The 22,857-nt window shown below is 71.8% G+C and carries 23 protein-coding genes and 2 tRNA genes; 11 read left to right on the top strand and 14 right to left on the bottom strand.

Annotated features, from left to right (window positions below; genetic code table 11):
• Window positions 1-2: 2 nt before the first annotated feature.
• Window positions 3-1,688 carry a replication initiator gene (locus K1J57_RS06845; protein WP_220563624.1) on the bottom strand — a complete coding sequence of 562 codons (1,686 nt, stop codon included), beginning with the start codon at window positions 1,686-1,688 and terminating at the stop codon, window positions 3-5.
• A gap of 53 nt (window positions 1,689-1,741) precedes the next feature.
• On the opposite strand from K1J57_RS06845, the gene K1J57_RS06840 reads away from it, so the two are divergent.
• Window positions 1,742-1,948, top strand: a complete 207-nt coding sequence (locus K1J57_RS06840; RefSeq protein ID WP_220563623.1) for a hypothetical protein — start codon at window positions 1,742-1,744, stop codon at window positions 1,946-1,948.
• Here K1J57_RS06840 and K1J57_RS06835 read toward each other — a convergent pair.
• The 5 genes from K1J57_RS06835 to K1J57_RS06815 form a co-directional block, all read right to left on the bottom strand.
• A complete protein-coding gene (locus tag K1J57_RS06835; RefSeq protein ID WP_220563622.1) occupies window positions 1,912-3,339 on the bottom strand; it encodes an FtsK/SpoIIIE domain-containing protein in 1,428 nt (475 codons plus the stop codon). The two genes, K1J57_RS06840 and K1J57_RS06835, sit on opposite strands and share 37 nt — an antisense overlap.
• Complete coding sequence (locus K1J57_RS06830; RefSeq protein WP_220563621.1) at window positions 3,339-3,590, bottom strand: hypothetical protein; 252 nt, start codon at window positions 3,588-3,590, stop codon at window positions 3,339-3,341. The genes K1J57_RS06835 and K1J57_RS06830 overlap by 1 nt, the downstream gene beginning before the upstream one ends.
• Before the next feature lie 102 nt (window positions 3,591-3,692).
• Window positions 3,693-4,100 carry a plasmid replication, integration and excision activator gene (locus K1J57_RS06825; RefSeq protein ID WP_220563620.1) on the bottom strand — a complete coding sequence of 136 codons (408 nt, stop codon included), beginning with the start codon at window positions 4,098-4,100 and terminating at the stop codon, window positions 3,693-3,695.
• A 141-nt stretch (window positions 4,101-4,241) separates the two neighbouring features.
• The gene (locus K1J57_RS06820) at window positions 4,242-5,450 is read right to left on the bottom strand and encodes a helix-turn-helix domain-containing protein (protein WP_220563619.1); all 1,209 of its coding nucleotides are present in this window, start codon (window positions 5,448-5,450) and stop codon (window positions 4,242-4,244) included.
• Window positions 5,447-5,755, bottom strand: a complete 309-nt coding sequence (locus tag K1J57_RS06815; protein WP_220563618.1) for a putative quinol monooxygenase — start codon at window positions 5,753-5,755, stop codon at window positions 5,447-5,449. Before K1J57_RS06815 ends, K1J57_RS06820 begins: the two co-directional genes overlap by 4 nt.
• A gap of 154 nt (window positions 5,756-5,909) precedes the next feature.
• Between K1J57_RS06815 and K1J57_RS06810 the strand changes: the two genes are divergently transcribed.
• Window positions 5,910-6,332 (top strand): ATP-binding protein, encoded by a 423-nt coding sequence (locus K1J57_RS06810; protein ID WP_220563617.1) that lies wholly within the window; start codon window positions 5,910-5,912, stop codon window positions 6,330-6,332.
• 59 nt (window positions 6,333-6,391) lie between these two features.
• Here K1J57_RS06810 and K1J57_RS06805 read toward each other — a convergent pair whose 3' ends face one another.
• Window positions 6,392-7,825, bottom strand: coding sequence for a HEPN domain-containing protein (locus K1J57_RS06805; protein ID WP_220563616.1), 1,434 nt, complete (start codon window positions 7,823-7,825; stop codon window positions 6,392-6,394).
• Between the two features lie 469 nt (window positions 7,826-8,294).
• Between K1J57_RS06805 and K1J57_RS06800 the strand changes: the two genes are divergently transcribed.
• From K1J57_RS06800 to K1J57_RS06790, 3 genes are all read left to right on the top strand, one after another.
• Window positions 8,295-8,368: transfer RNA gene (locus K1J57_RS06800), tRNA-Phe, on the top strand.
• A 294-nt stretch (window positions 8,369-8,662) separates the two neighbouring features.
• Window positions 8,663-9,457 carry a GntR family transcriptional regulator gene (locus K1J57_RS06795; protein WP_220563615.1) on the top strand — a complete coding sequence of 265 codons (795 nt, stop codon included), beginning with the start codon at window positions 8,663-8,665 and terminating at the stop codon, window positions 9,455-9,457.
• Window positions 9,458-9,460: 3 nt separating this feature from the next.
• Complete coding sequence (locus tag K1J57_RS06790) at window positions 9,461-10,216, top strand: glycosyltransferase (protein ID WP_220563614.1); 756 nt, start codon at window positions 9,461-9,463, stop codon at window positions 10,214-10,216.
• 13 nt (window positions 10,217-10,229) lie between these two features.
• Here K1J57_RS06790 and K1J57_RS06785 read toward each other — a convergent pair whose 3' ends face one another.
• Window positions 10,230-10,874, bottom strand: a complete 645-nt coding sequence (locus K1J57_RS06785) for a response regulator transcription factor (RefSeq protein ID WP_220563613.1) — start codon at window positions 10,872-10,874, stop codon at window positions 10,230-10,232.
• On the bottom strand, window positions 10,871-12,034 hold the full coding sequence (locus tag K1J57_RS06780; RefSeq protein WP_220563612.1) for a sensor histidine kinase: 1,164 nt from the start codon (window positions 12,032-12,034) through the stop codon (window positions 10,871-10,873). Before K1J57_RS06780 ends, K1J57_RS06785 begins: the two co-directional genes overlap by 4 nt.
• A 120-nt stretch (window positions 12,035-12,154) precedes the next feature.
• On the opposite strand from K1J57_RS06780, the gene K1J57_RS06775 reads away from it, so the two are divergent.
• Window positions 12,155-13,162, top strand: coding sequence for a DUF418 domain-containing protein (locus K1J57_RS06775; protein ID WP_220563611.1), 1,008 nt, complete (start codon window positions 12,155-12,157; stop codon window positions 13,160-13,162).
• Between the two features lie 91 nt (window positions 13,163-13,253).
• Here K1J57_RS06775 and K1J57_RS06770 read toward each other — a convergent pair whose 3' ends face one another.
• Window positions 13,254-14,681 (bottom strand): hypothetical protein, encoded by a 1,428-nt coding sequence (locus tag K1J57_RS06770; RefSeq protein WP_220563610.1) that lies wholly within the window; start codon window positions 14,679-14,681, stop codon window positions 13,254-13,256.
• 73 nt (window positions 14,682-14,754) lie between these two features.
• Window positions 14,755-15,864: an alcohol dehydrogenase catalytic domain-containing protein gene (locus K1J57_RS06765; RefSeq protein ID WP_220563609.1), complete on the bottom strand. Its 1,110-nt coding sequence runs from the start codon at window positions 15,862-15,864 to the stop codon at window positions 14,755-14,757.
• A gap of 163 nt (window positions 15,865-16,027) precedes the next feature.
• Here K1J57_RS06765 and K1J57_RS06760 point away from each other — a divergent pair, with 163 nt between their 5' ends.
• The 3 genes from K1J57_RS06760 (at window position 16,028) to K1J57_RS06750 (ending at window position 19,468) form a co-directional block, all read left to right on the top strand.
• Complete coding sequence (locus K1J57_RS06760) at window positions 16,028-17,728, top strand: helix-turn-helix domain-containing protein (RefSeq protein ID WP_220563608.1); 1,701 nt, start codon at window positions 16,028-16,030, stop codon at window positions 17,726-17,728.
• Window positions 17,729-17,829: 101 nt separating this feature from the next.
• A complete protein-coding gene (locus K1J57_RS06755; RefSeq protein WP_220563607.1) occupies window positions 17,830-18,627 on the top strand; it encodes a nucleotidyltransferase domain-containing protein in 798 nt (265 codons plus the stop codon).
• Window positions 18,628-18,670: 43 nt separating this feature from the next.
• Window positions 18,671-19,468 (top strand): alpha/beta fold hydrolase, encoded by a 798-nt coding sequence (locus tag K1J57_RS06750; RefSeq protein WP_370634609.1) that lies wholly within the window; start codon window positions 18,671-18,673, stop codon window positions 19,466-19,468.
• 28 nt (window positions 19,469-19,496) lie between these two features.
• On the opposite strand, the gene K1J57_RS06745 is transcribed toward K1J57_RS06750, so the two are convergent.
• Entirely contained in the window at window positions 19,497-20,159 is a 663-nt protein-coding gene (locus tag K1J57_RS06745; protein WP_255646868.1) for a phosphotransferase, read from the bottom strand.
• An 8-nt stretch (window positions 20,160-20,167) separates the two neighbouring features.
• Window positions 20,168-20,620 (bottom strand): RNA-binding S4 domain-containing protein, encoded by a 453-nt coding sequence (locus tag K1J57_RS06740; protein WP_370634607.1) that lies wholly within the window; start codon window positions 20,618-20,620, stop codon window positions 20,168-20,170.
• A gap of 66 nt (window positions 20,621-20,686) precedes the next feature.
• Here K1J57_RS06740 and K1J57_RS06735 point away from each other — a divergent pair.
• A tRNA-Asp gene (locus K1J57_RS06735) sits at window positions 20,687-20,761 on the top strand.
• Window positions 20,762-20,821: 60 nt separating this feature from the next.
• Window positions 20,822-21,544 carry an rRNA methyltransferase gene (locus K1J57_RS06730; RefSeq protein WP_220563604.1) on the top strand — a complete coding sequence of 241 codons (723 nt, stop codon included), beginning with the start codon at window positions 20,822-20,824 and terminating at the stop codon, window positions 21,542-21,544.
• 7 nt (window positions 21,545-21,551) lie between these two features.
• Here the strand turns inward: K1J57_RS06730 and K1J57_RS06725 are convergent, their stop codons facing one another.
• Entirely contained in the window at window positions 21,552-22,748 is a 1,197-nt protein-coding gene (locus tag K1J57_RS06725) for a nitrate/nitrite transporter (RefSeq protein WP_220563603.1), read from the bottom strand.
• Window positions 22,749-22,857 lie beyond the last annotated feature (109 nt).

The raw sequence follows: 22,857 nt of genomic DNA, 5'->3' as shown, positions 1-22,857 counted from the left end.
GGTCACGCTGCTTCCTGTTCGGGAGTTGCCGAATGTTCGGGGTCCAGGGCGGCGGCGAGCTGTGCCCGGCGCTTGAGCGATTCACCGACCGCTCGGAGCAGCCGGCGTTCGCGGGGGGCGACGTCGGGGTCGGTGGGGCGGGCGAGTTCCCAGGCGTAGGAGCCGGAGGCGACCGTCAGTGGGGCGGGGCGCGGGTTGTCCCCGTCATCTTGGCCGTCATCGCCGGTGGTCACGCCGAGTGCGTTCAGGACCCAGGCGAGGCGGTCGGCTTTGTGGTCGGCGAGGGTCTTGCCGGACCACTTGCGCGAGACCAGGACGCGCCGGCCCGCGTAGCCCAGGTGCTCGCGCCGGTGGGCCTTGGAGCGGCAGAACCCCGGGCGCATACCCGGCTTGGCCTCGTCGGGCTGGACCCCGTAGCGCAGCCAGTTCGCACACCGGGGCGAACACGGCTCGAAGCGCAGCGCCTCCAAGAGCCGGTCCACGTGCTGTTCCTGGCGGGTGGTCTCGGAGGCGTGGCAGTCCGCGATGTCCTTGGTCAGGTACTTCGCCAGGTAGCGCACGCACCGGTCGGCGTCAGCGGAGCCAGCCACAACCCCTTTGGCATCCACCTGTCGGCCGAAGCGCACCACGTGATGGGGCTGGGCGTCGGGGTTCTCGTCCAAGGCGTCCAACGCTTCGTCCCACGTGGGGAGCAGTTCGCCCGTGGCCGGGTCGAGGAAGGTTCCCGCAGAGGCGTCCCATTCGGGAAGGTGGTCGCCGTCGAAGCGGACCGTATCGGCGTTGGGCCACCAGACCTGGTGGTAGGTGGCGGCGGCGATCTGGCGCAGCTCGGCCCGGGGGAGGGTTCCCCGGGTGGCCATGTGCAGGTGTGGAGCGAGACGGCGTTGGGGTTCGACGGCGGCGAAGTACTGGACGTCGAACCCGGCGACCCGTCGGAGGTTCTGCACGAACCGGTCCACGAGCTTGGAGAAGTGCAGGGCGTCCCGGGCCGCGCGCCGGTAGTCGTAGGTGGAGAAGTCCACCGGGGTGCCGTCAGAGCGGACCCGCCCGTAGGAGTCGAGGGTCAGGGTGATGAACAGCGACGGCCGAAACACCCTGCCAGAGGCGGGATCGGTGTAGGCCCTTCCGACCGTCTTCCTTGTCATGGGCCGCTTGGGCAGGTCCGGGGCATCCTGGCGGCGCTTGGTGGAGCGCACCCGACGTGGCTTGGCCGTGGCGGTGTCGGTTGACCGGGTGACTGAGCCCCGGAGCCCGGAGGCGGTGATCTCCTCGTCCAGATCACAGATGGCGGCGTCTAGCGCGGCCAGGTCCTCCGCCGAGGCCGCCCCCGTGGCGGCGAGCCGGTCGCGTTCGGCCGTCACCATGGCCCGCTGTTCCACCCAGGCCCGTTGGGCGTCGGTGGGCGGGTCGGGCTGGATCACGGGTTCGGTGTCCAGGTGCCAGCCCTCTTCGCACTGGGTCCGCCGCAGCGACCGCTTGCGCTTGGCGCAGGCGGGGCAGCGGGATTCCAGGGTGGACCCGCAGGGGACGTCGATGACCTCGGTCCGGCCCGTGGCGATGTCGGTACGTCGTAGGGACACGGGGCGGATGCACACGCCGTGGTCGGCGGCGACCTGTTCGGCCACCTCACGGGCCAGGGGTTGCGCGAGGCGTTCGGCCCGGGTGGACTTACCGGTAGGCGTCGGCATCACGCCACCGCCTTGGCTTGTGGGCCCTCTGCGGATCGCTCTAGGCTCAGGGGATGTCGAAGAGCGACTACGTCGTGCGGGTTCTCAGCCTTGTGCCGTTCACCGTCGGGATGGTGCTGATCGCTCTCGTGAACGAGGTCGTGGCCCTGATCGCCGTGGTCATACTGGGCGCTGTCCTTATCGTGTCCCTGATCGTCGTACGAGCGGTACTCAACGATCGCCATCAGCCCTCACCCCCGGAAACAACACCCGATTCGTAGCCCCCGGCCATCGCGGTGATGTCCTCGTCGGAGACATACGCGGCCCGCACTCGCACCGGAGCCGGTGAGCCTTCGAGGCGGACGTAGCCGACACCGGGAAGGGTCGGGTCGATCAGGTGCGCGTTCGCGCCCCGGTCACGGGCACCCTCGCCGAGGACCATGTCCACCTGTGAGGCCTCGTCCAACCTCAGGGCGACCTTGTCGGGAAAGAGGTTGCGCAGGTTCATGACCTCCTTGCGCGGGTCCTGGAGTGCGGCCAGGACGGCGAAACCGACCGAACGGCCCTGTGAGGTGAGGGTGGCGATGGCGTTCTCCGCCCGGCGGCGCACGTCCCGGTCGGGGTGGTAGGCCGTCAGGAAGGCGACCTCGTCCAGGACCACGATCACGAAGGGGTCATCGGTCGTGGGCACGTGGGAACGCAGTTTCCCCGCGTAGCGTTCGGCCCTGTCCTGCATGTCGGCCACGGCTCGTTCGAGCAGCGCCACCGCGGATTCGCCGTCGTCGGCGTAGTGGGCGAACAGGTCCCGCCCGTAGGACAGCTCCATGCGCTTGGGGTCGATCGCCCACACCTGTGCCGTCCCGTTCGCCACAGCCGGGAGCATTGCCCGGACGGCCGACCAGATCACCGAGCCCTTGCCTGAGCCGGTCACACCGACCACCAGGACGTGTGTGCCGTGGAGCTTGAGCACCCAGGGCGAGCCGTCCTCACACCGCCCCACAGGAAGGGCATCGAGGTTCACGTGGTGCGTCATAGGAAAGGCGTCGAGGGGTTCGGCCAGGGTGTCGCGCCGGGGAAACTCCAAGGTGATGTCGCGGGGACCGTTGACGGTCACCCGGCAGGACGGGGCGGCGAACCCGTGCGCCAGCTCGGACACCTTGTGCTCGAAGTCGGCCGGAGCGGTGCCGGCCACCAGGGAGACCCGCACCCGGTCCGCCCAGGTGTCACAGGTGACACGGCGGATGCGGGGCAGGTAGCGGCGTTCCTGGTAGGACTCGGCCAGCCCGGCGATGACCAGGACCGGTTGCCAGTGGCGTCGGTAGACGGTGACGTGCCGCCACCACGCCAGAACGCGCAGGGTGACCCAGCGCCGGTGCGAGTCGGGCCAGGCACGCCACCACACCAGCGAGACCAGGGAGGCGGCGGCCCAGAGCCCGGCGAGACCGGGCCACCCCAGCCACCACCAGGCGGCGACGGAGACGGACAGCCCGGAGACCATGACGGGGAATCGGAACGGCAACGCGACCAGGAACCGGGTCAGCCGCCAGATCCAGGAGGCCAGGACGACGATGCCAGGGGTTTCCACGATTGGAGTCGTGAACCGCACCCCCTGGGCGGGTGTGGGGAGGGTCGGGGAGGTCTGGGCGGCACCCACCTTGGGCTGACGCAGCATCACGCCCCACCGCCGTTCGCGGTCTCGGCTTCGGACAGGAGCCGGTCACGGGCGACCCGGGCGCGTTCGGCGGCACGGGCGGCGTCGGGGTTGCCATCCCGGTCCGCGATGGCGGCGAACACCCGGGCCTTGAAGTCGAAGAACGCGGCCCGCTCGGCCTTGGTCGTGCGCGGCTTGTCGAACTCGGACAGGAAGGCCCGGACCAGTTGGGGGCCGGTCAGCTCGGACGGGTCGGGTCGGTTTTCGGACATACTGAAGACACCTCTTCTGAAAGTTGGGAAGCTTCCGGGAGGGTTGTAGGGGCGGCTAGGTGTTGCAGCACCAGGCCGCCCCGTCTCATGTCACGCAGGGGGTCAGGCGGCGTCCTTGGCCGGGGCACGACGAGCGCCCGCAGCGGTGCCGGGAGCCTTCACCCCACGGGCGCGCAGCGAGTAGGCGACCCGGGGGCGGCGGCCGTTGTCGTCCACGTAGGGCATGACGGCCATGTGCTCGAACTCCACCGGCCGGAACGGCAGGCCCGGGACCTCGTCGGGCAGGATCGGGCAGTGCTCGGCGGCGATCTTGACCTTCACGCTCTTGGCCTTGCCACGGGCCTCGGGATCGGCGTCGATCACGTCCACCGCCCACAGCGGCAGCCCCGTGTCCTTGTCGAGCTGGGGCCGCTTGGTCTCGAAGTCGGTGATCGCCTCCACCCCCAGCGCGAACGCACCGTGCGGGAACACCGTCCCGAACTCGACGGCCAACGCACCCTGGATAGCCATGCGGACTCCTCACCGCGCCTGTGGGCGCAAACGAAAGTGTGTGGTCGGCCGCACCCCTCCACAGCAGGAAGGACGGTGCGACCTACCACACACTAATCCGCACTTTTTGTTTTGTCTAGTACATGAAGTACTAGCTAGCACTCAGAGTGCGCCCACCCTCCTCGCAAGGCCGGTGAGTGCCGACCCGGCAGGGTCCTGAATCGCCATGAGGTCGCCGACGACCTGTCGCACGATCGGATGCGAGTGGACCTGTTCGGGCGTGACCCGCTCCGCCTCCTCCAGGGTGGCCACGGCACCGTCGACGTTGCGGCGCTGGAGCTGGGCACGGGCGACGTCGATCAGGAAGCGGCCCCGGCGTTCCGGCGACAGGACCGACACATCCACCTCTTCCGCCGCTCGCAGCGCCACCCCGGCGTCGCCCAGGTCCACGGCCACGGACACCTCGTGCAGGCCCACGTTCGCCGGACCGAACTCGGTGTTGAAGTCGTTGCGCTCTCCGCCGATGGCGTCCGCGATCCGCTTGGCCTCGGCCACGTGGCGATAGGCGACCGTCGCCTTGTTGCCCCGGGCGGCGGCGACCGCGCGTTGCAGTGTCAGAGCCCCGTAGACGGACATGGCCTCGGGGTTACCCTCCGCAACGAGATCGCTCAGCGCCTCGCACGCGGTCTGTGCGGTGGCCTCTACCTGGTCGTAGTGGCGCGCACCCTGGAAGGTCAGGCACAGGCGGAACTCACCGGCCGCCATGAGGAGCGGATCTTCCGCCCGCTCGGCGGCGGTGATGGCGCGGTCGGCGGCGATCCACGCTGCTTCGTACTCACCCAGGCGGGAGAGCGTGGAGGAGCAGGCCCGGTACGCGGCGTTGAGGAGCCGGAACAGCTCCAGGCGTTCGCCGTTGGGCACCGAGCGCGCGGCCGACTCCAGGTCCGGGATGAGCGATTCCAGGATCTCGGTCAGTTCCGTGTAGGCGCTGGCGTGCGTCAGCTCCCAGGCGTGATCGACCCGCCGGCGGAGGTCGTCCAGATCGACCGTCGCGGGGTTGCGGCGCAGCAGCGCGGCCAGGGCATGCGACCCGCTCAGGATCAGGCGCAGGCGGCTACTGCCCGGAGGCTCCTCGTTGGAGGCGGCGACGATGGGGGCCTCGGCGGCGAGCTCGGAGACGGGGATCTCCAGGACCTCGGCCAGCTTTTCGAGGACCACCATGCGGTCGACCTTGCGCACCCCGCGTTCGACCTGGGACACCCAGGTCTCGGAGCGGCCGACGAGTCCGGCGAACTCGCGTTGGGAGAGACCGCGTTGCCTGCGGTGCTTGGCCACCTTGCGGCCGAGCGCCTTTTGGTAGTCGGTGCTCACCCCTGAACACCCTTGGCGTCCAGCAGGGAGAGGACGTCCACGTCCACCGAGGCCAGGAACGCACCGCGAGCGTTCAGGAAGCGCTTCACGTGCGGCTGCTCCTCGTGCGCGTCGAAGGCGTCGCGGTCGGCGTACAGCTCGTAGAAGATCCGCTCCAGCGGCTTGCCCTCCACTGTGTGGACCGCGTAGACGAGCGTGCCCGGCTCGTTCTCGCGGATGAGCGGAAGCGTCTCCGCCACCAGGGCGTCGAAGCCGTCGGCGGCGGCATCGTCCTTGAGCGTGAACCGCACAGACAGGCCGAACATGGGCACTCTCCTCACTTGGACTACAAGACCCGTACTTATTGTGCGCGCAAACCGATGCGCTACACACGCATTCGATGTACGGTAGCCGTACTAATAGTACTAGTCATGCAGCTCAGTGTCTGCCCCCTGCGCTCAGAGCACGAGGTGAAACCCCATGTCCCTCCATGCAGACAGGTCCCACCGCACGGTGACCGTCCACCACGGGTGGTTCTACGGCCGCCCTGACCAGGTCGCGGCTGTGCGCGCGTTCGTCGCCGACCGCTTGGGCGACTGCCCGGTGGTGGACGACGCGGTACTACTCACGAGCGAGTTGGCGACCAACGCCGTGCAGCACTCCCCGTCCGGCTTGCCCGAGGCCGGCTTCGGAGTCCTCATCGAGCACGAGCACGGCCACAGCGTGCGCGTCACCGTGCACGACGGCGGTTCGTATTTCGACGCCCCGTATGTGGCGCAGCCCGCACCCGACGCCGAACACGGCCGTGGCCTGTTCCTTGTGGACGCCCTTGCCCACTCATGGGGCAGCTACGCCACCCTCTCCGGCCGCAAGACCTGGTTCGCGAAAAAATGTGGTTCCTAATGTCAGAAAAGGAAACTTGGCCATAGCTTAATTCCAATAAATTTATGTGCGCTTAGTTGTCAGGCTTCGTAGACCCTGGGAAGATAATTTCGGGCGCTTGTCTTGAATTTTGTGTAGCTTTCATGATTCTCCAGGCCCTGCTTTATTTTTTCGCTCGGGAGTCCTGATTCGGAAAGAATGCAGAGCTTCAGGATCCAATGGAGAGATTCCGTCAGAATATAGTAACTGTTGACTTTTTCATTTGTTATTTCCAGAGAGGATCCGTGTGCCAGTCCATTTCTAAGTTGAGTAATGCCTTCTTTCCATAGTTTAGTTTTTCCGGATATTCCAGGTGCCGAAAGTTCCGCAATTTGCGCTAGAGATAGCAGGCGCTGTGGAAAGCTGAGCTCTCCAAGATACTGCTTCGCGGCGCCCGCGATTCTTTCCTTCACGTGATTTTCTGCCTCGCACCCCTTGATGGCTTTCAGGACGGGTTCTGCCTCTTCCCTTGTGAAAAACTTGGCGCTAGAGTTCAGGGTTCGGTGTAGACCCTCCGCTGCGAAGGCCAGCTGCACAAATTTTCCTTCCAGAGATGAATCTCTGGAATCCGCCCCAGCGATGATGTTAGAAAAAATCTGTAGTTTTGTACTATTGTCGATAAATTTTCCGAGGTTTTCCAGGCCAATGCCTTCAAGGTCTAGGAAGGGGCTCTGCTTCGTATCAGAGTCGTCGAAATCGTTAGAGTATCGGACCACCTCTATCCAGTTTGCTGATTCGATCCCTGGGTCGGCAACTTCTATCTTTCCCACGTGGCAGTACTTGCCGAATAGGAATGTCAAAAGATTTGACACCGGGCCTGCTATCATTTCTCGATAGTCGTTGACTGTTGCCTTCTCTCTGGAGTCGAACCGCAGCCAAGTCGAAGTCTTTACTCCGGCGCCTGCGTGTGTGGGCCGTGTGAAGCTAACTTTTTGGTGGAGGCGGAGAGTTCCGGGGATGACTGTCAAGTCGATTTCCGGGCGCTCCTTTTTTTCGTAGTGAATTTCAAAAGAGCTGAAGTCGGGCTTCATTTTCGCTGAAACCCCATCGATTTCCGCCCAGTAGCCCAGCCGCTCTGTTGAAAATTGAAGCTTGGAGAACTTTTGCCGAGGGCTCTCCAAGTGTGCTCCAATGAATGCTTCGTCCGAGGAAAGGGTCTGCTGGACGACCGCATCCCCAAAAAGAGCGGTATTGCTCTTTTTTATATGAGCCCCTGAGAGTGTTACTTTTCCTCGGGGGGCGCTGATTATTCCGTGGATAATAGCATCTGGTTGAGAGTGAGGGGCCGCCTTGTAAGACGTATGGGTTGGGCTCTCGTCCGCGACTTCAAAAACTGGGAGCAGTTCTCCCATCAACTCAATTTTCGGCCAGCCACTATTCAAAGTTAAGAATCCTGGGATCCTTTTTTCCGGCGATGTTGAGAGCCAGAAATTTCCAGGAACTGCATCCATTTTCGTGGGTGTTATATCGATCATCTTTGCTCTACCTTTGCCGAGTTGGGCTGTATGGGATCAAGGCGACGGCGCGAGCGCCGTCGCAGCGGCCTACGGCCGCCGCTCGGGCTGCGGGCTGACGCCCGGTCCCGAGCGCGGCCGATGGCCGATCTGGTTGGCATCATGACGCTGTGCGCCGACGGATGGTTGCCGTTTCGGAGAAATTGGCTGATGGCGTGACAGAACCCGAGGCACCCGATAGCGGAGGGCGACTGTCTGGGGTGGCCGGCCCCGGCGCTATCGGGCACCTCGGCCCAGAGGAGTGGTGGCCGTCCTCCTGTGGCGGGCCGGGGCGGTGGGGGAGGAGCGCGGGTGCGGCGTCGCGGTGGCGCGCGGCCGGTGGCCCTGGCCGGGGGAGGCCGGGAGGGGGCGACGAAGTGACAGCAGCAGTGACAGCAACGACAGCAGCCGGGGGTGGACTCTTCCGGACCGAGCCGGACGTGCGCCCCGCAGAGCAGGACGGGGCCGCTCCGCCTACCCCGCCTGAAAAGCGGAAGGTCGGCGGTTCGACCCCGCCCCTAGCCACAACCTCAAGACATGCGAAAAGGCCCCGCCACCTGTGCGAACAGGCGGCGGGGCCTTTTTCGTGTCTCGGTGGACGGCGGCGGGTCTCGGTGGGTGACCACGGCCAATACACGGCCACGTTCACGGAGACCGCCGACGCCCGTGCTGAACGCGTGCCGAAGGTCCCAGGCTCAGTAGCGGCGGCGGGTCTCCTCGAACCCCCGGGGGTGGGGCGCGCCGCGGGGGTGCGGGGCGGGCGGGGCCTGGCGGGGTTAGGGTCGGCGGGACGCCTAGGGGGAGGACGGGGGTCGGCGTATGGCCGCGGGGGAGGCCCACGAGCGCATCGCGGAGGACCTGCGGCGGCGTATCCGGGCCGGGGAAACGGAGCCGGGGGAGCCGCTGCCCGGGGAGGCGGAGCTGGCCGACGGCTACGGCGAGGCGCTGCCCGCCGTGCGCCGGGCCCTCGGCCTGCTGCGGGCCGAGGGGCTGGTCGAGGGCGGGGACGGGCGCGGGGACGTGGTGCGCAGGCCCCGCCGCGCGGTCCGCCGCTCCAACGACCGGCACCAGTGGGAGAAGGACCGGGCCCGGACGGGCCTGGGCGAGCGGCTGTCCACCGGCGCCACCGAGCGCGACACCGGCCTGGAGGTCGACGACCTGGTGTTCAGTGCCGCCTACCACCGGGTGGAGGCCGACGCGGAGCTCTCCAGCGCCCTCGGAGTCCCCGCCGGGACGGCGCTGCTGGAGCGCCTCTACCGGACCCGCCACCGGGACGAGCCCGTCCCGTTCAACCTGGTGCGCTCCTACCTGGTGGTGGACCTCATCGAGGGCAACCCCGACCTGCTCGACGAGACGAGGGAGCCCTGGCCCGGCGGCACGCAGAGCCAGCTGCACACCGTGGGCATCGAGCTCGACCGGATCGAGGAGCGGGTCACGGCCCGCCTCCCGACCGGGGAGGAGGCGGAACGGCTCGGCCTGGGCGCGGGCACCGCGGTCATGGTCCTGCACAGGACCTCGGTCGACACCCGGGGCCGCGCCGTCGAGTGGTCCGAGGTCATCCTCCCCGGGGACCGCACCGAAGCGGTCTTCACGACCCCGCTGGAGCGCTGGTAGCCGATGCCCCGACTGATCACCGTCATCACGGCGGTCCACGCGCCCGGGGCGGGGTTCCTGCCGGAGGCCCACCGGTCGCTGGCGGAGCAGGTACTGCCCGACGGCTGGGAGTGGCAGTGGGTCGTCCAGGAGGACGGCGAGACCGACGGGGTCAGCCCGTACCTGCCGGACGACGGCCGGGTGAGCTTCGGGCAGGGGCGGGCCGGCCGGGCGGGCATGGCGCGGACCCTGGGCCTCAGCCGGGCGGAGGGCGAGTTCGTCAAGGTGCTCGACGCGGACGACCGGCTCACGCCGGGGGCCCTGGCCCGGGACATCCGAGCCCTGACCGAGGGGGCGGCCTGGGCCACCTCGCGTGCCCTGGACCTGCTGCCGGACGGCACCACCGAGGGCTTCGACAGCGACCCCGAGGAGGGGCCGATCGAACGCGGCGCCGTGCTGGACTTCTGGAAGGCGCACGGCTTCCGGGCGCAGGTCCACCCCGCCACGCTGTGCGTGCGCCGGGACCTGCTGCTGGCCCTGGGCGGGTGGATGGCCCTGCCGGCCTCCGAGGACACCGGGCTCCTGCTCGCGCTCAACGCGGTCGCCCGCGGCTGGTTCACCGCCGAACCCGGCCTGCTCTACCGCAAGTGGCCCGGCCAGGTGACGGCGGCGGCCGCCCACCGGGACGAGGCCGAGCGCTCCGCCCGCATGGGCGTGGTCCGGGAGCGCGCGGAGGCCCTCGCCCTGACCGGCTGGGAGTACCGCGCCCCCGCCGGGTGACGCGGCGGGCTCCCTAGTCCATCAGGCCGTGCTCCCAGGCCCAGGCGGCGACCTCCACGCGGTTGCGCAGGCCGAGCTTGGCCTGGATGGCGGACATGTGGCCCTTGACGGTGCTGACCGAGATGAACAGCTCGTCGGCGGCCTCCTGGTTGGTGCGCCCCCGGGCGACGGCGCGGGTCACCTCGGTCTCGCGCTCGGACAGCGGGTTCGCAGGGGCCCGGCCGGGCGCCGCCGCGGTCAGGTGCCGCAGCAGCCGCAGGGTGACCGCCGGTGAGATGAGGGCGTCCCCGGCGTGCGCCGACAGGACGGCCTCGATGAGCAGGGCGGGCCCGGCGTCCTTGAGGACGAAGCCCACGGCCCCGCCCCGCAGCGCCCCGTAGACGTACTCGTCGAGGTCGAACGTGGTCACCACGACGACCCGCAGCGGGTCGGCCACACCCGGGCCGGCCAGCAGCCGGGTGACCTCCAGGCCGTCCAGGCGCGGCATGCGGATGTCGACCAGGCACACGTCCGGGCGCAGGCGCCTGGCCGCCTCGACCGCCTCGACGCCGTCCGCCGCCTCCGCCACGACGGTGAGGCCGGGGTGGCTCTCGATGATCCTGCGCAGGCCGTTGCGGATCATCGCCTGGTCGTCGGCCACCAGTACGCGGACGGTCATGGGCTCCTCCGGTCGGCGAGGGGCAGGACGGCGACGACGGACCAGCCGCCCCCGCCGCGGGGTCCGGCCTCCAGTGTGCCGCCCAGGGCCCGGACCCGCTCGCGCATGCCGACCAGTCCGTACCCGCCCGGCCGCGGCCGAGGGGGCGGGCCCGGGGCGTCGTCCGCGACCTCCACGGTGAGCTCCTCCCCGTCCCGGGTGACGCGGACGGTGACCTCCCCGGCGTTCGCGGCGTGGCGCGCGACGTTGGTCAGCGACTCCTGGACGACGCGGTGGACGGCGGCGGCGATCTCGGGCGGCCACGCCGGTTCGTCCTCGGGCCGGTGCAGGCGCACCGGAGGACCGCCCCGGCGCTCGAACCGTTCGACGAGGTCGGTGAGCCGCTCGGCGGGGGAGGAGAGGGAGGCGCCGTCCTCCTCGCGCAGCAGGCCGACGACGCGGCGCATCGCGGCCAGCGCCTCGGCCCCCTCGGCCTCGATGGCGGCGAAGGAGTCCCGGCTCCTCCCGCCGCCGGGACCCTCGGGGGCCTCGATCCGTCCGGCCTGCGCCTCGATCACGATGCCGGTGATGTGGTGGGCGACCACGTCGTGCAGCTCCCGGGCCACCGCCAGCCGCTCGTCGCGGCGCACCCGCTCGGCGGCCCGCCGCCGGCGGGCGGCCAGCAGGCGGGGGCCCAGGCCGGCCGCGAGGCCGCCCAGCCACAGGACCAGGTTCAGCCACACCACGGGCATGCCGGAGGAGGAGCCCAGTTCGGGGAGGGCGGCGATCCCGACCACCGCGAGCCCCCCGGCCGCCACCGCGCAGGCCGGCCGGGCCGGCAGGCGGCCGACGGCGGAGGCGGTGAGCACCGCCAGCGCGAGGGCCGCGGCCGGGCCGGGTTCCGCGGGCAGTCCGAACCACCAGGAGACCGGTACCGAGGCCGCCGCCACGGTCAGCCCGGCGGCCGCCGCCACCGCCCGGCCGCGGCGGCGCAGCAGGGCGATCACGCCCACCGCCGCGCCCGCGGCCGCCCCCGGCCACCAGTAGCCGCCGCCCCAGGTCGACGCGATGCCGTACGCCTGGAAGGCGATCGCCGCCGCCAGGACCGCGGCCAGGGCCGCGTCCGCCGCCCGGCCGCGCCACCGGGACCGCCCAGGGGAGGAGCCGTTTCCACTGTTCACGGGGTTCAGCCTAGGGACGCCCGGTCCGCCGGCGAACCGGCCGAAAGTACTGTCGCGGCGACCGCGAACCCTTCCTTCGGCCGGTGCCCGGGACCCGTCCCGCCCGTCAGGCTCGGCCCCATGGCAAACGAACCCTCCCTCCCGGGGCGCACCGCTCCGGACCCGCCGGCCCGGACCCGCCTCGTCGCGCTGGACGTGCTGCGCGGAGTCGCCATGTGCGGCATCCTCGTGTCCAACATCCGGCTGATCGCCGGCACCGCCACCGCCACCGTGGAGCCGCCCATGGGCGCCGCGCACGTGTGGCTGGGCCTCCCGGTCCTGTCCCTGCTGTTCGGCATCGGCTTCTCCCTGCTGCTGGAGTCCGCCCGCGACCGTGCCCCCCGCCCGCGGCTCGTGCTGCTGCGGCGCCTCCTGGCGCTCCTGGTGATCGGCCTCCTGCACCGGCTGCTGTGGCCGGGGGACATCCTCAGCGTCTACGCCGTCGTCGGCCTGCTGGTCCTGCTGCCCTCGTCCTGGCTGCCCCGGTGGGCGGTCGCCGGGGCGGCCGCCGCGCTCGTCCCGACGGGGCTGCTCCTCGGCATGGGGGGTCCGCTGCTGGTCGCCGGGCTGTTCCTGACGGGGTCGGCGCTGGTCCGCTACGGGGTGGTCGCGCGGATCGACCACTCCACCCGCGGGCCGGTCCTGGTGGGCCTGGCCTGCGCGGCGGGAGCGGTGCTCGCCGGGTGGGCGGCGCCGGCCGCGGCGGGGCCCGGGCCCGTGCCGTGGCAGGTCCTCACGGCGGACCTGCTGCGCACCGCGACGTACGTGTGCGTCCTGCTGGTCCTGCTCAGGACGCCGTTGCGGCCGGTACTGACGGCCGTCTTCGCGCCCCTGGGCCGGATCGCCCTGACCCAGCACCTGAGCGCCACGCTCCTGGTCCTGGGCGCCGCCCACCTCCTGGGCCTGCCGATCGCCGAGTCCCCTCCGGTGGCGCTGGCGGTCGCCGGGACGCTCCTGGCCGCGCAGTGGGTGTTCGCCGTCCTGTGGCTGCGCCGCTTCCCCCAGGGGCCGGTCGAGTGGCTCTGGCGCCTGGCCGCCTGGGGCCGGCGCGGCACCGTCGCCGCGCCCGGTGCCGTCCCGGCGGGCTGAACACCGCGGCGGACACGGCGGCGCCCCCGTCCCCCGGGGGATCGGGGGCGGGGGCGCCGGCCGTCGCGGCCGCCGGACGGGGCGGGGGCCGTCAGTCCCGGACGGCGTCGCCCGCGGTGTCGCCGGCGGCGTCCCCGGCGGCGTCCGGGGCGGTCTTCCCCCCGTGGTTGATCACACCGTCGTCCTCGCCGGAGAAGAACCGGCGGCCGTACATGAGCAGGCACAGGACGATGCCCACGGCGAAGCCCCAGGCGGCGCCGTTGAGGGCCAGGACGGCGCCGGTGACACCGGCGATGCCCAGGTCGGTCCTGCTGCGCGCCTCGAGGATGCCGACCTTGACGCTCACGAACCCCTGGATGATGAGGGTGAGGGCGAGCGCCACGCCGAGCACGGGTTCGACGAGCGACACGATCGGCAGCAGCCACAGGCCGGTGTTGGTGCCCCAGCGGAACGACCCGGCGCCGCTGAAGATCGACTGCATCGCGTCGCGGCCCTTCTTGTACCGCTCGGAGATGGCCACGTGCATCGCGGCCCACAGCGGACCGCACATGGTGACGTCCGGGCCGATCACGCCCATGACGGCGTTGCGGGCGCCGAAGATCAGGTGGGCGCGGTTCGGGTTGTAGCGGACCTTCTCGTCGGTGCGCACCTCGGCGGCCTCGTCGAGGACGGCGCGGGCCTGGAGCACGTCGCCGAAGACCACGATGTAGGCCGCGGCCACGGTCGGGATCACGGTGACCAGCATCGTCAGCGGGGGCAGGCCCACGCCGAAGACGGTGTACTGCGTCCACAGGGTGACGAAGTCGGGGGACGCGAAGCCCCACTCCAGGGTCGGCCAGGGCGCCTCGCCGAACAGCGGGGCGACGACGACGGCGAGCAGGATGCACGGCAGGATGCCCAGGCTCCCGATCAGCCGCAGCACACGGCTGCGCTTCTGCGCCGCGGCGAAGCCCTTGGAGTAGAGCAGGACGAAGGCCAGCCCCACGGCGATCGAGATCGTCCAGGGGAACGACTCGAACCGGCCGCCCTCGGCGAACACGCTCTGGACGGCGGCGAAGCCCGCGCCCACGACGATGCCCGCGCGCAGGGCGTTCGGGATGAACCGGACCACCTTCGCCGCCAGCCCGGTCACCCCCAGCGTGATCGACAGCGCGGCGAGCACGAGCTGGAAGGCGATGAGGGCGTGGACCCGCTCGGGGCCCTCGGGGAACTGCTGGCAGTACACCATGAGCAGGGGGATGGCCGGCGTGATCCAGCCCGGGACCACGGGGTCGCCGAGCAGGTGGTGGAGCAGGTAGAGCACACCGTTGAGGACGACCACGGCGAGCGCGGCCTCGAAGGGCATCCCGAGGAGCTCGACCAGCAGGGGGATCGCGGACAGGTCGACCGCGCACATGACCAGGCCCTGCGTGTAGTCCTGCCACTGGAACCGGTAGTGGACGAACGGCAGGCGGACCTCGAACGGTCCGGCCTTCCAGTGGGGGGAGGCGGCGTCCGGCCCGGTGGATCTCTTACTCATTGTTCAGTGCTCAGTGCTTTCGTGCGGTCCGGGCACGATGGCGCCCGGGATGACTTCTACGCGGATCGCCGGGTCACTCGTCGAAGACGATGACCTGGCGCACGGCCTTTCCGTCGGCGAGCTCGTCCATGGCCTCGTTGATCTCGCCCAGGCGGATCCGGCGGCTGATGAGCCGCTCCACGGGCAGGCGGCCCTCGCGCCACCACTGGGCGAAGGTCGGGATGTCCCGGGCCGGGACGGCAGAGCCCAGGTAGGAGCCGATGACGGTGCGCGCCTCGGCGGTCATGGTGAGCGGGGAGAGCCGCGCCGTCGCGTCGGGGCCGGGAAGGCCGACGGTCACCGTGCGGCCGCCCGGGGCCGTGGCCGCGAACGCGGTCTCGAACGCGCGCGGGTGCCCGGCGCACTCGATGACGTGGGACGCCCTGATGCCCTGCGCGGACACCTCGTCCGGGGTGTAGGCGCGGGTGGCGCCCAGCTCCCGGGCCAGCTCCAGCTTCTCGGGGACCGTGTCGACGGCGATGACGTCGCCGGTCACCTGCGCCGCGGCGGCCAGCAGCGCGGCCATGCCGACACCGCCCAGGCCCACGACCATGACGCTCTCGCCCTCCCCGGGCCGCACCGCGTTGAGCAGCGCCCCGCCGCCGGTGAGCACGGCGCAGCCGAGGACCGCCGCGACCTCCGCGGGGACGTCGTCGTCCACGGGGACCAGCGAGGCGCGGTCCACCACGGCGTGGGTCGCGAAGCCGGAGACCCCCAGGTGGTGGTGGACGGTCTCGCCGTCGCGGGTGAGGCGCCGGCCGCCGTTCAGCAGGCGCCCCTCGTTGTTGGCGACGCTGCCCGGCCCGCAGGGGAGGCGGCCGTCGGTGCGGCAGCCGTCGCAGTCACCGCAGCGGGGGAGGAAGGCCATGACGACGCGGCGGCCCACGGCGAGGTCGGTCACCTGGGAGCCGACGGCCTCGACCCGGCCGGCGGCCTCGTGGCCGAGGAGCATGGGGACCGGGCGGACGCGGTTGCCGTCGAGCACCGACAGGTCCGAATGGCACACCCCGGCCGCCTCGATCCGCACCCGCACCTCGGTCGGTCCCGGATCGCCCAGCTCCAGTCGCGTCACGCTGACGGGGGCCGAGCCGGCGTACGGCCGCGGCATCCCGATCCGCTCCAGCACCGCTCCGGTGATCCGCATCGTCGTCCGTCCTTTCTCGTGTGGTCCGCGTACGCCTCAAGACGAGCGGAAGCCCGGTCGGAACCGACATATACGGCTTGACCAGGCAACTTACAGAAAGTTAACGGGCCGGTGATGTAGCACACGATGTGCTGGAGGCCATTGATCCTCCTACGATGTGTGCATGGAGCACACCATGCGGCGTTCCCGCGAGGACCTGCTGCGCGTCCTGCTCGACACGGCCACCGACCTCGCGGCCCTGCGGGACGTGGAGGCCGTCCTCCAGGCGATCGTCCGCCGTACCCGCGCCGTCGTCGGCGCGGACATGGCCTACATCAGCCTCAACGACCCCGAGCGCGGCGACACCTACATCCGCCAGTCCGACGGCGTCACCACACCCGCGTACCGCGCCCTGCGGATGCCGCTCGGGGTCGGGGTGCTGGGGCAGGTGGCCACCGGCCTGGCGCCCTTCCAGACCACCGGGTACCTGGACGACGCCTCGGTCGTCCACGACCCCGAGGTGGACGAGATCGTGCGCGCGGAGGCGGTGGAGACGATCATGGGCGCGCCCCTCACGGTCGCGGGGCGCGTGATCGGCGCGCTCATCGTGGCCGAGCGCCGTGCGCGCCGCTTCGGGCCGGAGGAGGTCAGCTGCGTCGAGTCGATCGCCAAGCAGGCCGCGGTGGCGATCGACAACTCGCTGCGCTTCGAGGAGACGGCCCGCCAGGCGGAGCTGTTCAACGCCGAGCACAAACGCAGCGCCGCCGAGCTGCAACTGGCCACCCGGATCCTGGAACTGGACCGCAGGCTGCTGGACGCGGTCATGGTGTCCCCCGACGTCGGGCGGGTCCTCACCGTCGGACGGGGAGCGCTCGACGACGACCTGTACCTGCGGGACACCACGGGCGCGCTGATCGCCACGACCGCGGACCCGGCCGGCGGGGTCCCCGAGTCCGGGACCGCCGTCGCGGTCACCGCGGCGGCCGAGACCCTGGGCAGCCTGCACACGGGGCCGGTCCTGGGCGCCGACGGCAGGGCGCTGCTGGAGAGGGTCGCCGTCCACGCCGCCCTGGCCCTGCTCTTCAGCCGGGCCGAGGAGGACACCGACCTGCGCGGCCAGGACGAGCTGATCGACGACCTCCTCTCCGGGACCGGTCTCCCGCACGACCGGCTGGAGCGGCGGATGCGCCGCTGGGGCCTGCACACCGACGACCGCCTGTGGTGCGTGGCCCTGGACGTGCCCGCCGCGCAGGCGCGGCGGTACCGGCAGGTCCTGCGGTCGGCCCTCGGCCGGACCGTGATGACCGCGCACTCCGACCACCTGTGCCTGGTGACCGCCTCGCCCGACTGGGAGAACAGGCTGCGCACGGCGTTCGCCGGCCAGGGCCGACCGCTGCGGGCCGGCGCGGCGGGCCCGGTCACGGCGCCGGGGGACCTGCCCGACGCGCACCGGCGGGCCTCGCTCGCGCTCGGGTCGCTCATCACCCTGGACCGGGACGGAGTGCTCGACGGCGACCGGCTGGGCATGGTCCACGCGATCCTCGACCTGGCCCGCACCGGGGGCCTGCCGGAGTCGCTCACCCGCGGCATCGACCCGCTGCTGGCCTACGACAGAGAACGGGGCACCGAGCTGGCCCGCACCGCCTTCTACTACCTGGAGACCGACGGCAGCGTCGCCCGGGTGGCCGAGCTGCTGCACCTGCACCGCAACACCGTGCGGCAGCGGCTCACCCGGATCGGCGCCCTGCTCGGCCCGGGCTGGGACGCCTCGCCGCGCCGCCTGGAGACGCACCTGGCGCTCCAGGTGCGCGACGCCCAGGTCGGCCTGCGCCGCCCCGGGGGTACGGCGCGGCGGACGGACCCGGGGCCCGTGCCGCCCGGCTGACCCGGGGGCCGCGCCGCGCCCTCCACGCCCTCCCTGGGCCCGTGTCGCCCGGCCGGGAATCGCGTTGCGGGTGCGGCGGCCGTTCCGGCAGGCTGGGCGCCATGGACGAGGACGGTGCGGACAAGGGGCTCGCCCCCGACGGGACGATCGCGCGCGAGGGCGCCGCGGACCGTGTGGCCCCGGTGTTCGCCCCGGTGGTCGAGGCCGCCCGGGAGCGGATCACCGCGGCCTACGGGGACGCCCTGCACGGCGTCTACCTGTACGGCAGCATCCCCCGCGGGACGGCCCGGCCGGGCCGCTCCGACCTGGACCTGATGCTGGTGTTCCACGAGCCGCCCACCGGCGCCGACCGGGAGGCGGCCCGGAGGATCGAGGCGGAACTGGACGCCGCCTTCGAGCAGATCGACGGGGCGGGCATCCTGCTGGAGGACGCGGCGGCGGTCCGCGCCGACCCCGACGACAACGGATTCTTCGTCGCCTGCCTGTGCACCCCGCTGCTGGGGGCCGACCTCGCCGACGAGCTCCCCGCCTACCGCCCCACCTCCCTGCTGGCCCGGGAGACCAACGGTGACCTGCACCTGTTCCCCGAACGCTGGCGTGCGGCCGCCGACGGCGGGGAGGACCCGCGCGCCGTGGTGCGCCGGGCCGCCCGCAAGACCATGCGCAGCGCGTTCACCCTGGTCATGCCGTACTGGGGCGGCTGGACCAGCGACCTGGAACGCTCGGCGGAGATCGTCGCCCGGTACCACCCGCGCTGGACCGCCGACCTGCGGCGCACCGCCGCCGCGGCCCTGGACCCCGTCCCCGACCGGGGGCTGCTGCGGATGATCACCGACGATCTCGCACCGAGCGTCGCCGAGGAGTACCGCCGGGCCCACGGCGTGAAGACGCCGAGGTGACGGGGGTGACCGGGGCCACGGCCGGTGGGCGCTTCTTCGAGTAGTGTCCGGTTCCGTGAGCCACGTGACCGTTTCCGACGGAACCCGCATCTGGTACGACGTCCTCGGCGAGGGCGACCCCCTCCTGCTCTTCAACGGCCAGGCCCTCGACCACGAGATGTGGGACGGGCCGCACGCCGCCCTGGCCGAACGGCACCGGGTGGTCCGGACGGACTTCCGGGGCACCGGCGGCAGCGATGCCCCGCTCGACTCCCCGTACTCCCTGGACCTGTTCGTCCGGGACGCGCTGGAGGTGCTGGACGCGCTCGACATCGGGCGCGCCCACGTCTACGGGTTCTCGATGGGCGGCAAGGTCGCCCAGCGGATGGCGGCCGCCCACCCCGAGCGCGTGGGGGCCCTGGTCCTGGGCGCCACCGCCCCGGGTGGACCGAACGAGGTGGAGCGGCCCCGCGAGTCCACCCTGGCCCTGCGCCAGGCGAGCACCGCCGCGGGCGCGCGGAAGATCGGCCCGCTGTTCTACACCCCGCAGTGGGCGGACGCGCACCCGGACACCGTCGCCCGCATCCTGCCGCGCGGCCCGCTGCGCGCCCAGCGCCTGCACTTCGGGGCGAGCTCCGAGCACGACGGCTGGGACCTGCTGCCGGACGTCCAGGCGCCCACGCTGGTCGTCCACGGCGAGGACGACGAGCTCACCCCGGTCGGCAACGCCGTCCTGCTGGCCGAACGCGTCCCGGACGCGCGCCTGCTGGTGCTGCCCGGCCTGCGCCACGGCTACCTGCACGAGGGCGGGCCCAAGGCCACCCGCGAGGTCCTCGACTTCCTCGCCGCCCACCCCCTCTAGCGGACCGCCTCCGCGGCTGCGGCCCGTCTCACGCGGAGGCCCGCCCGCGGACCGCCTCGGCGGCCGCGGCCAGGACGCGCTCCTCCTCCGGTGCCAGGTTGGGATCCCCAGCCCTCAGCTCCACGGCCGCGTCCAGCAGCCGCACCGGATCGCCCCGGGTGTGTGAGAGGAAGGCTCCCAGCCCCTCCCCGGCCAGGGCGGCCACCGGCCCGGGGAACGTCCCGGCCAGCGCCACCTGCGCCAGGATCAGCGCCGACAGCGCCACGTCCAGGTCGGCCTCTCCCTGCCGGGCGTTGGTCCAGTCGATGAGCACCGGCCCCGTGGCCGTGAGGACGACGTTGTCCGGGTGCAGGTCCAGGTGCAGCAGCACGCCCCCGCCGCCCGGCGCGGGCAGGGCGTGCAGCCGCCCCTGGAGGTCCGCCATGATCCGGCCGGTCTCCTCCGCGGTGACCTCCCCCGCCAGCGCCGCGCCCAGGAGGGACGGGCCGTGCAGGCGCTCCATGACCAGGTCGGGGCCGTCGACGGAGTACACCCGGGGCACGGGGAGGCCGAGGCCGGCCACGTGCCGCATGACCTCCGCCTCCACGGCCGGGGAGCGGCCGTCCCGGCTGCGGCGCAGCACGCGGTGCCCGTCCAGGGCGAAGACGTCGGCGTCGCGGCCGGAGGCCAGGAGGGTCGGGATGTCGGCCACGGGGGTCCTCAGGGGTTCGGGGGCGGCGGCAGGTCGCTGCGCAGCCGGTCCAGCAGGCGCCGGTCCTTCTTGGTGGGCCGTCCCGCGCCCCGGTCGCGGCGGATCACCGGGATCGTCGCCTGCGGCGGGGGCTCGGGGGTGTTGTCCACGTAGCAGCGGACCGCGATCGGCGCGGCCACCCGCTTCTCCAGCACGTGCCCGACCTCCACGATCCGTGTGGTGCCGTGCAGCCGCACCCGCACCTCGTCGCCGGCCTTCACCGTGGAGGCGGGCTTGGCCGGGCGGTCGTTGACCCGCACGTGGCCGCCCCGGCAGGCCTGGGCCGCGTCGGAGCGGGTCTTGGTGAGGCGGACGGCCCACAGCCAGCGGTCGACCCGGGTGCTGTCGGGACCGGACGGGAGGGGGACTGCGTCGCTCACGTGTGCGGCTCCTTCGGTTCGGACGGGCTTTCGGGGCGTCATGAGTCACTTTATGGGGACGGCGGTACGAACCACTCCGAAGTCACGCTAGAGTTGTACCTGCAACGAGGTCCTGTGGAGCAGTTAGGAGTGCTCGCCACCCTGTCAAGGTGGAGGCCGCGGGTTCAAATCCCGTCAGGACCGCACGCGAAGGCCCGGTGTCCCAGGACGCCGGGCCTTCACCGTTGTCCGGGGAGGAACACGATGACGTACCGGTACGCGGTCGAGCGCACCGACCACTCGGCGCTCGCGAGCGGCCACGTGCTCCGCTCGGCCCCCGGGTTCCCGGGGTTCCCCGTGCGCCTGGCCGACGAGCTCTTCCAGCGGGCCGCGGTGCACACCGGGCTCCCGGCCGTACGGCTGTGGGACCCCTGCTGCGGGAGCGGCTACCTCGCCACCGTCCTGGGCCTGCTGCACCGGGAGCGGATCGCCTCGGTGCGCGCCACCGACGTCGACCCCGACGCGGTGGAGCTGGCCGGGCGCAACCTGCGGCTGCTGACCGCGGAGGGACTGGCCGAGCGCGAGGAGGAGCTGCGCCGGTCGGCCCGCGACTTCGGCCGCCCCTCCTTCGTCGAGCGGGCGGAGGACGCCCGCGGACTGGCGCGGGGACTGGCCCGGGCCGGGGGCGACCTGCCGCACGAGGCGGCCGTCGCCGACGTGTTCTCCGACCCCGGGCCGGTGGCCGCCGACCTGGTCGTCACCGACGTCCCCTACGGCGAGATGACCGCCTGGGCGGGCGAGGCGCCCGGGGAGGACCCGGTGGGCGCCCTGCTCGCCTCGCTCGGCCGGGCCCTGCCCCCCGGGGCCGTCATCGTCGTGACGGCCCGCACGCGCCGGGTCCCCCTGCCCGAGGGCGTGCGCGCCCTGGAGCGGGTCAGGGTCGGCGTCCGGGCGGCGGTGCTGGTGCGCGCCCGGGACGTCGCCTGAGCCCGCGTCAGCCCGACGCCTCCTTGAACGCCCGCGAGGTGTACAGGCCCACCGCCAGCGCCACCAGGGCCAGCAGCACGAACCCGATGGTGTAGGCGCCCGTCGCCTGGTAGATCACGCCCATCACCAGCGGCGGGAAGTACCCGCCCAGCCCGCCGGCCGCGCCGACCAGGCCGGTCACGGTGCCCACCCGGGACGGCTCCACCAGCTTGGCCACCAGCGCGAACACACCGCCGGTGCCCAGGCCCAGGGTGATCGCGATGAGCACGAACGACACCCCGGCCGGGAACTCCGCCGGCGGGTGCAGGGCCAGGATGACGGCGCACGCCGCGGTGCCGAAGAACGAGATCAGGCACACCTTCACCGCGCCGATGCGGTCCGAGAGGGTGCCGCCCGCCGGCCGCGCCGCCACCGCCGCGACGGCGAACCCGGCGGTGCGCATGCCCGCGTCCGACTGCAGGTAGTCGTAGGACAGCGTCAGCAGCGTCGGCAGGTAGGTGGAGAAGGCCACGAAGCCGCCGAAGGCCACCGCGTACAGCAGCGACGCCTGCCAGGTGGCCCGGATCCGCATCGCCTCGCGCATGCGCGGCAGCGCGGGCCCGGTGCGCGGGGACCACCCGGGCGCGTTGCGGCAGAAGAACCACATGACCGCGCCCATCACGGCGAGCGCCGCGCACATCAGCAGGTGGGTGGTGAACAGTCCCACCGCCTCGACCAGGCGCGGGGTGAGGAACGCAGACAGCGCCGTGCCGCCCATGCCCGCGCCGAACACGCCGGTGGCGAACCCGCGCCGGTTCGCGTCGTACCAGGCGTTGACGAACGGGATGCCGACCGCGAACGACGTGCCCGCGACCCCCAGGAAGAAGCCCCACAGCAGCAGCATCCCGAACGACCCGCCGGACAGGCCGACCAGGAACGTCGGGACGATGCTGACGAGGCAGATCACCGTGAACATCACCCGGCCGCCGTAGCGGTCGGTGAGCGCCCCGACGGGGATGCGCCCCAGCGAGCCCACCAGGACGGGGAACGCCACCAGGAGGGACGTCTGCGTGGGGGACAGCCCCAGGTTCTCCGAGTAGGTCTTGGACAGCGGTGCGATGAGGTTCCACGCCCAGAACGTCAGCGCGAACGCGGCCGTGGCCAGGGCGAGGTTGCCGCCCGCCGTACCGGAACGCGTCGCCCGTCGCCCGACTTCCGCTCGCATGGCGGCTCCCCGTCTTTCGGCACCGATCTCGGCGATTCGAATGGATCTGCCGCGATTGTCGCCCGAACCGGTGTGGGAAGCGTGACTTTCCGAGCCGAACAGGCATATT

The sequence above is a fragment of the Nocardiopsis sp. MT53 genome, from assembly GCF_019598965.1.
Classification (GTDB): domain Bacteria; phylum Actinomycetota; class Actinomycetes; order Streptosporangiales; family Streptosporangiaceae; genus Nocardiopsis; species Nocardiopsis changdeensis.
Note: the sequence above shows the minus strand (reverse complement) of the source record. Positions and strands in the feature narration are given on the sequence as shown.

Bases quoted from the DNA above. Each gene is read 5' to 3' on its own strand.
- K1J57_RS06785 (WP_220563613.1), bottom strand. From the start codon at position 10,874: ATGACCGTCCGCGTACTGGTGGCCGACGACCAGGCGATGATCCGCAAC.
- K1J57_RS06810 (WP_220563617.1), top strand. From the start codon at position 5,910: ATGTCCCTCCATGCAGACAGGTCCCACCGCACGGTGACCGTCCACCAC.
- K1J57_RS06795 (WP_220563615.1), top strand. From the start codon at position 8,663: ATGGCCGCGGGGGAGGCCCACGAGCGCATCGCGGAGGACCTGCGGCGG.
- K1J57_RS06845 (WP_220563624.1), bottom strand. From the start codon at position 1,688: ATGCCGACGCCTACCGGTAAGTCCACCCGGGCCGAACGCCTCGCGCAA.
- K1J57_RS06840 (WP_220563623.1), top strand. From the start codon at position 1,742: ATGTCGAAGAGCGACTACGTCGTGCGGGTTCTCAGCCTTGTGCCGTTC.
- K1J57_RS06755 (WP_220563607.1), top strand. From the start codon at position 17,830: ATGGACGAGGACGGTGCGGACAAGGGGCTCGCCCCCGACGGGACGATC.
- K1J57_RS06765 (WP_220563609.1), bottom strand. From the start codon at position 15,864: ATGCGGATCACCGGAGCGGTGCTGGAGCGGATCGGGATGCCGCGGCCG.
- K1J57_RS06730 (WP_220563604.1), top strand. From the start codon at position 20,822: ATGACGTACCGGTACGCGGTCGAGCGCACCGACCACTCGGCGCTCGCG.
- K1J57_RS06825 (WP_220563620.1), bottom strand. From the start codon at position 4,100: ATGGCTATCCAGGGTGCGTTGGCCGTCGAGTTCGGGACGGTGTTCCCG.
- K1J57_RS06805 (WP_220563616.1), bottom strand. From the start codon at position 7,825: ATGATCGATATAACACCCACGAAAATGGATGCAGTTCCTGGAAATTTC.
- K1J57_RS06775 (WP_220563611.1), top strand. From the start codon at position 12,155: ATGGCAAACGAACCCTCCCTCCCGGGGCGCACCGCTCCGGACCCGCCG.
- K1J57_RS06815 (WP_220563618.1), bottom strand. From the start codon at position 5,755: ATGTTCGGCCTGTCTGTGCGGTTCACGCTCAAGGACGATGCCGCCGCC.
- K1J57_RS06830 (WP_220563621.1), bottom strand. From the start codon at position 3,590: ATGTCCGAAAACCGACCCGACCCGTCCGAGCTGACCGGCCCCCAACTG.
- K1J57_RS06760 (WP_220563608.1), top strand. From the start codon at position 16,028: ATGGAGCACACCATGCGGCGTTCCCGCGAGGACCTGCTGCGCGTCCTG.
- K1J57_RS06740 (WP_370634607.1), bottom strand. From the start codon at position 20,620: ATGACGCCCCGAAAGCCCGTCCGAACCGAAGGAGCCGCACACGTGAGC.
- K1J57_RS06835 (WP_220563622.1), bottom strand. From the start codon at position 3,339: ATGCTGCGTCAGCCCAAGGTGGGTGCCGCCCAGACCTCCCCGACCCTC.
- K1J57_RS06725 (WP_220563603.1), bottom strand. From the start codon at position 22,748: ATGCGAGCGGAAGTCGGGCGACGGGCGACGCGTTCCGGTACGGCGGGC.
- K1J57_RS06790 (WP_220563614.1), top strand. From the start codon at position 9,461: ATGCCCCGACTGATCACCGTCATCACGGCGGTCCACGCGCCCGGGGCG.
- K1J57_RS06770 (WP_220563610.1), bottom strand. From the start codon at position 14,681: ATGAGTAAGAGATCCACCGGGCCGGACGCCGCCTCCCCCCACTGGAAG.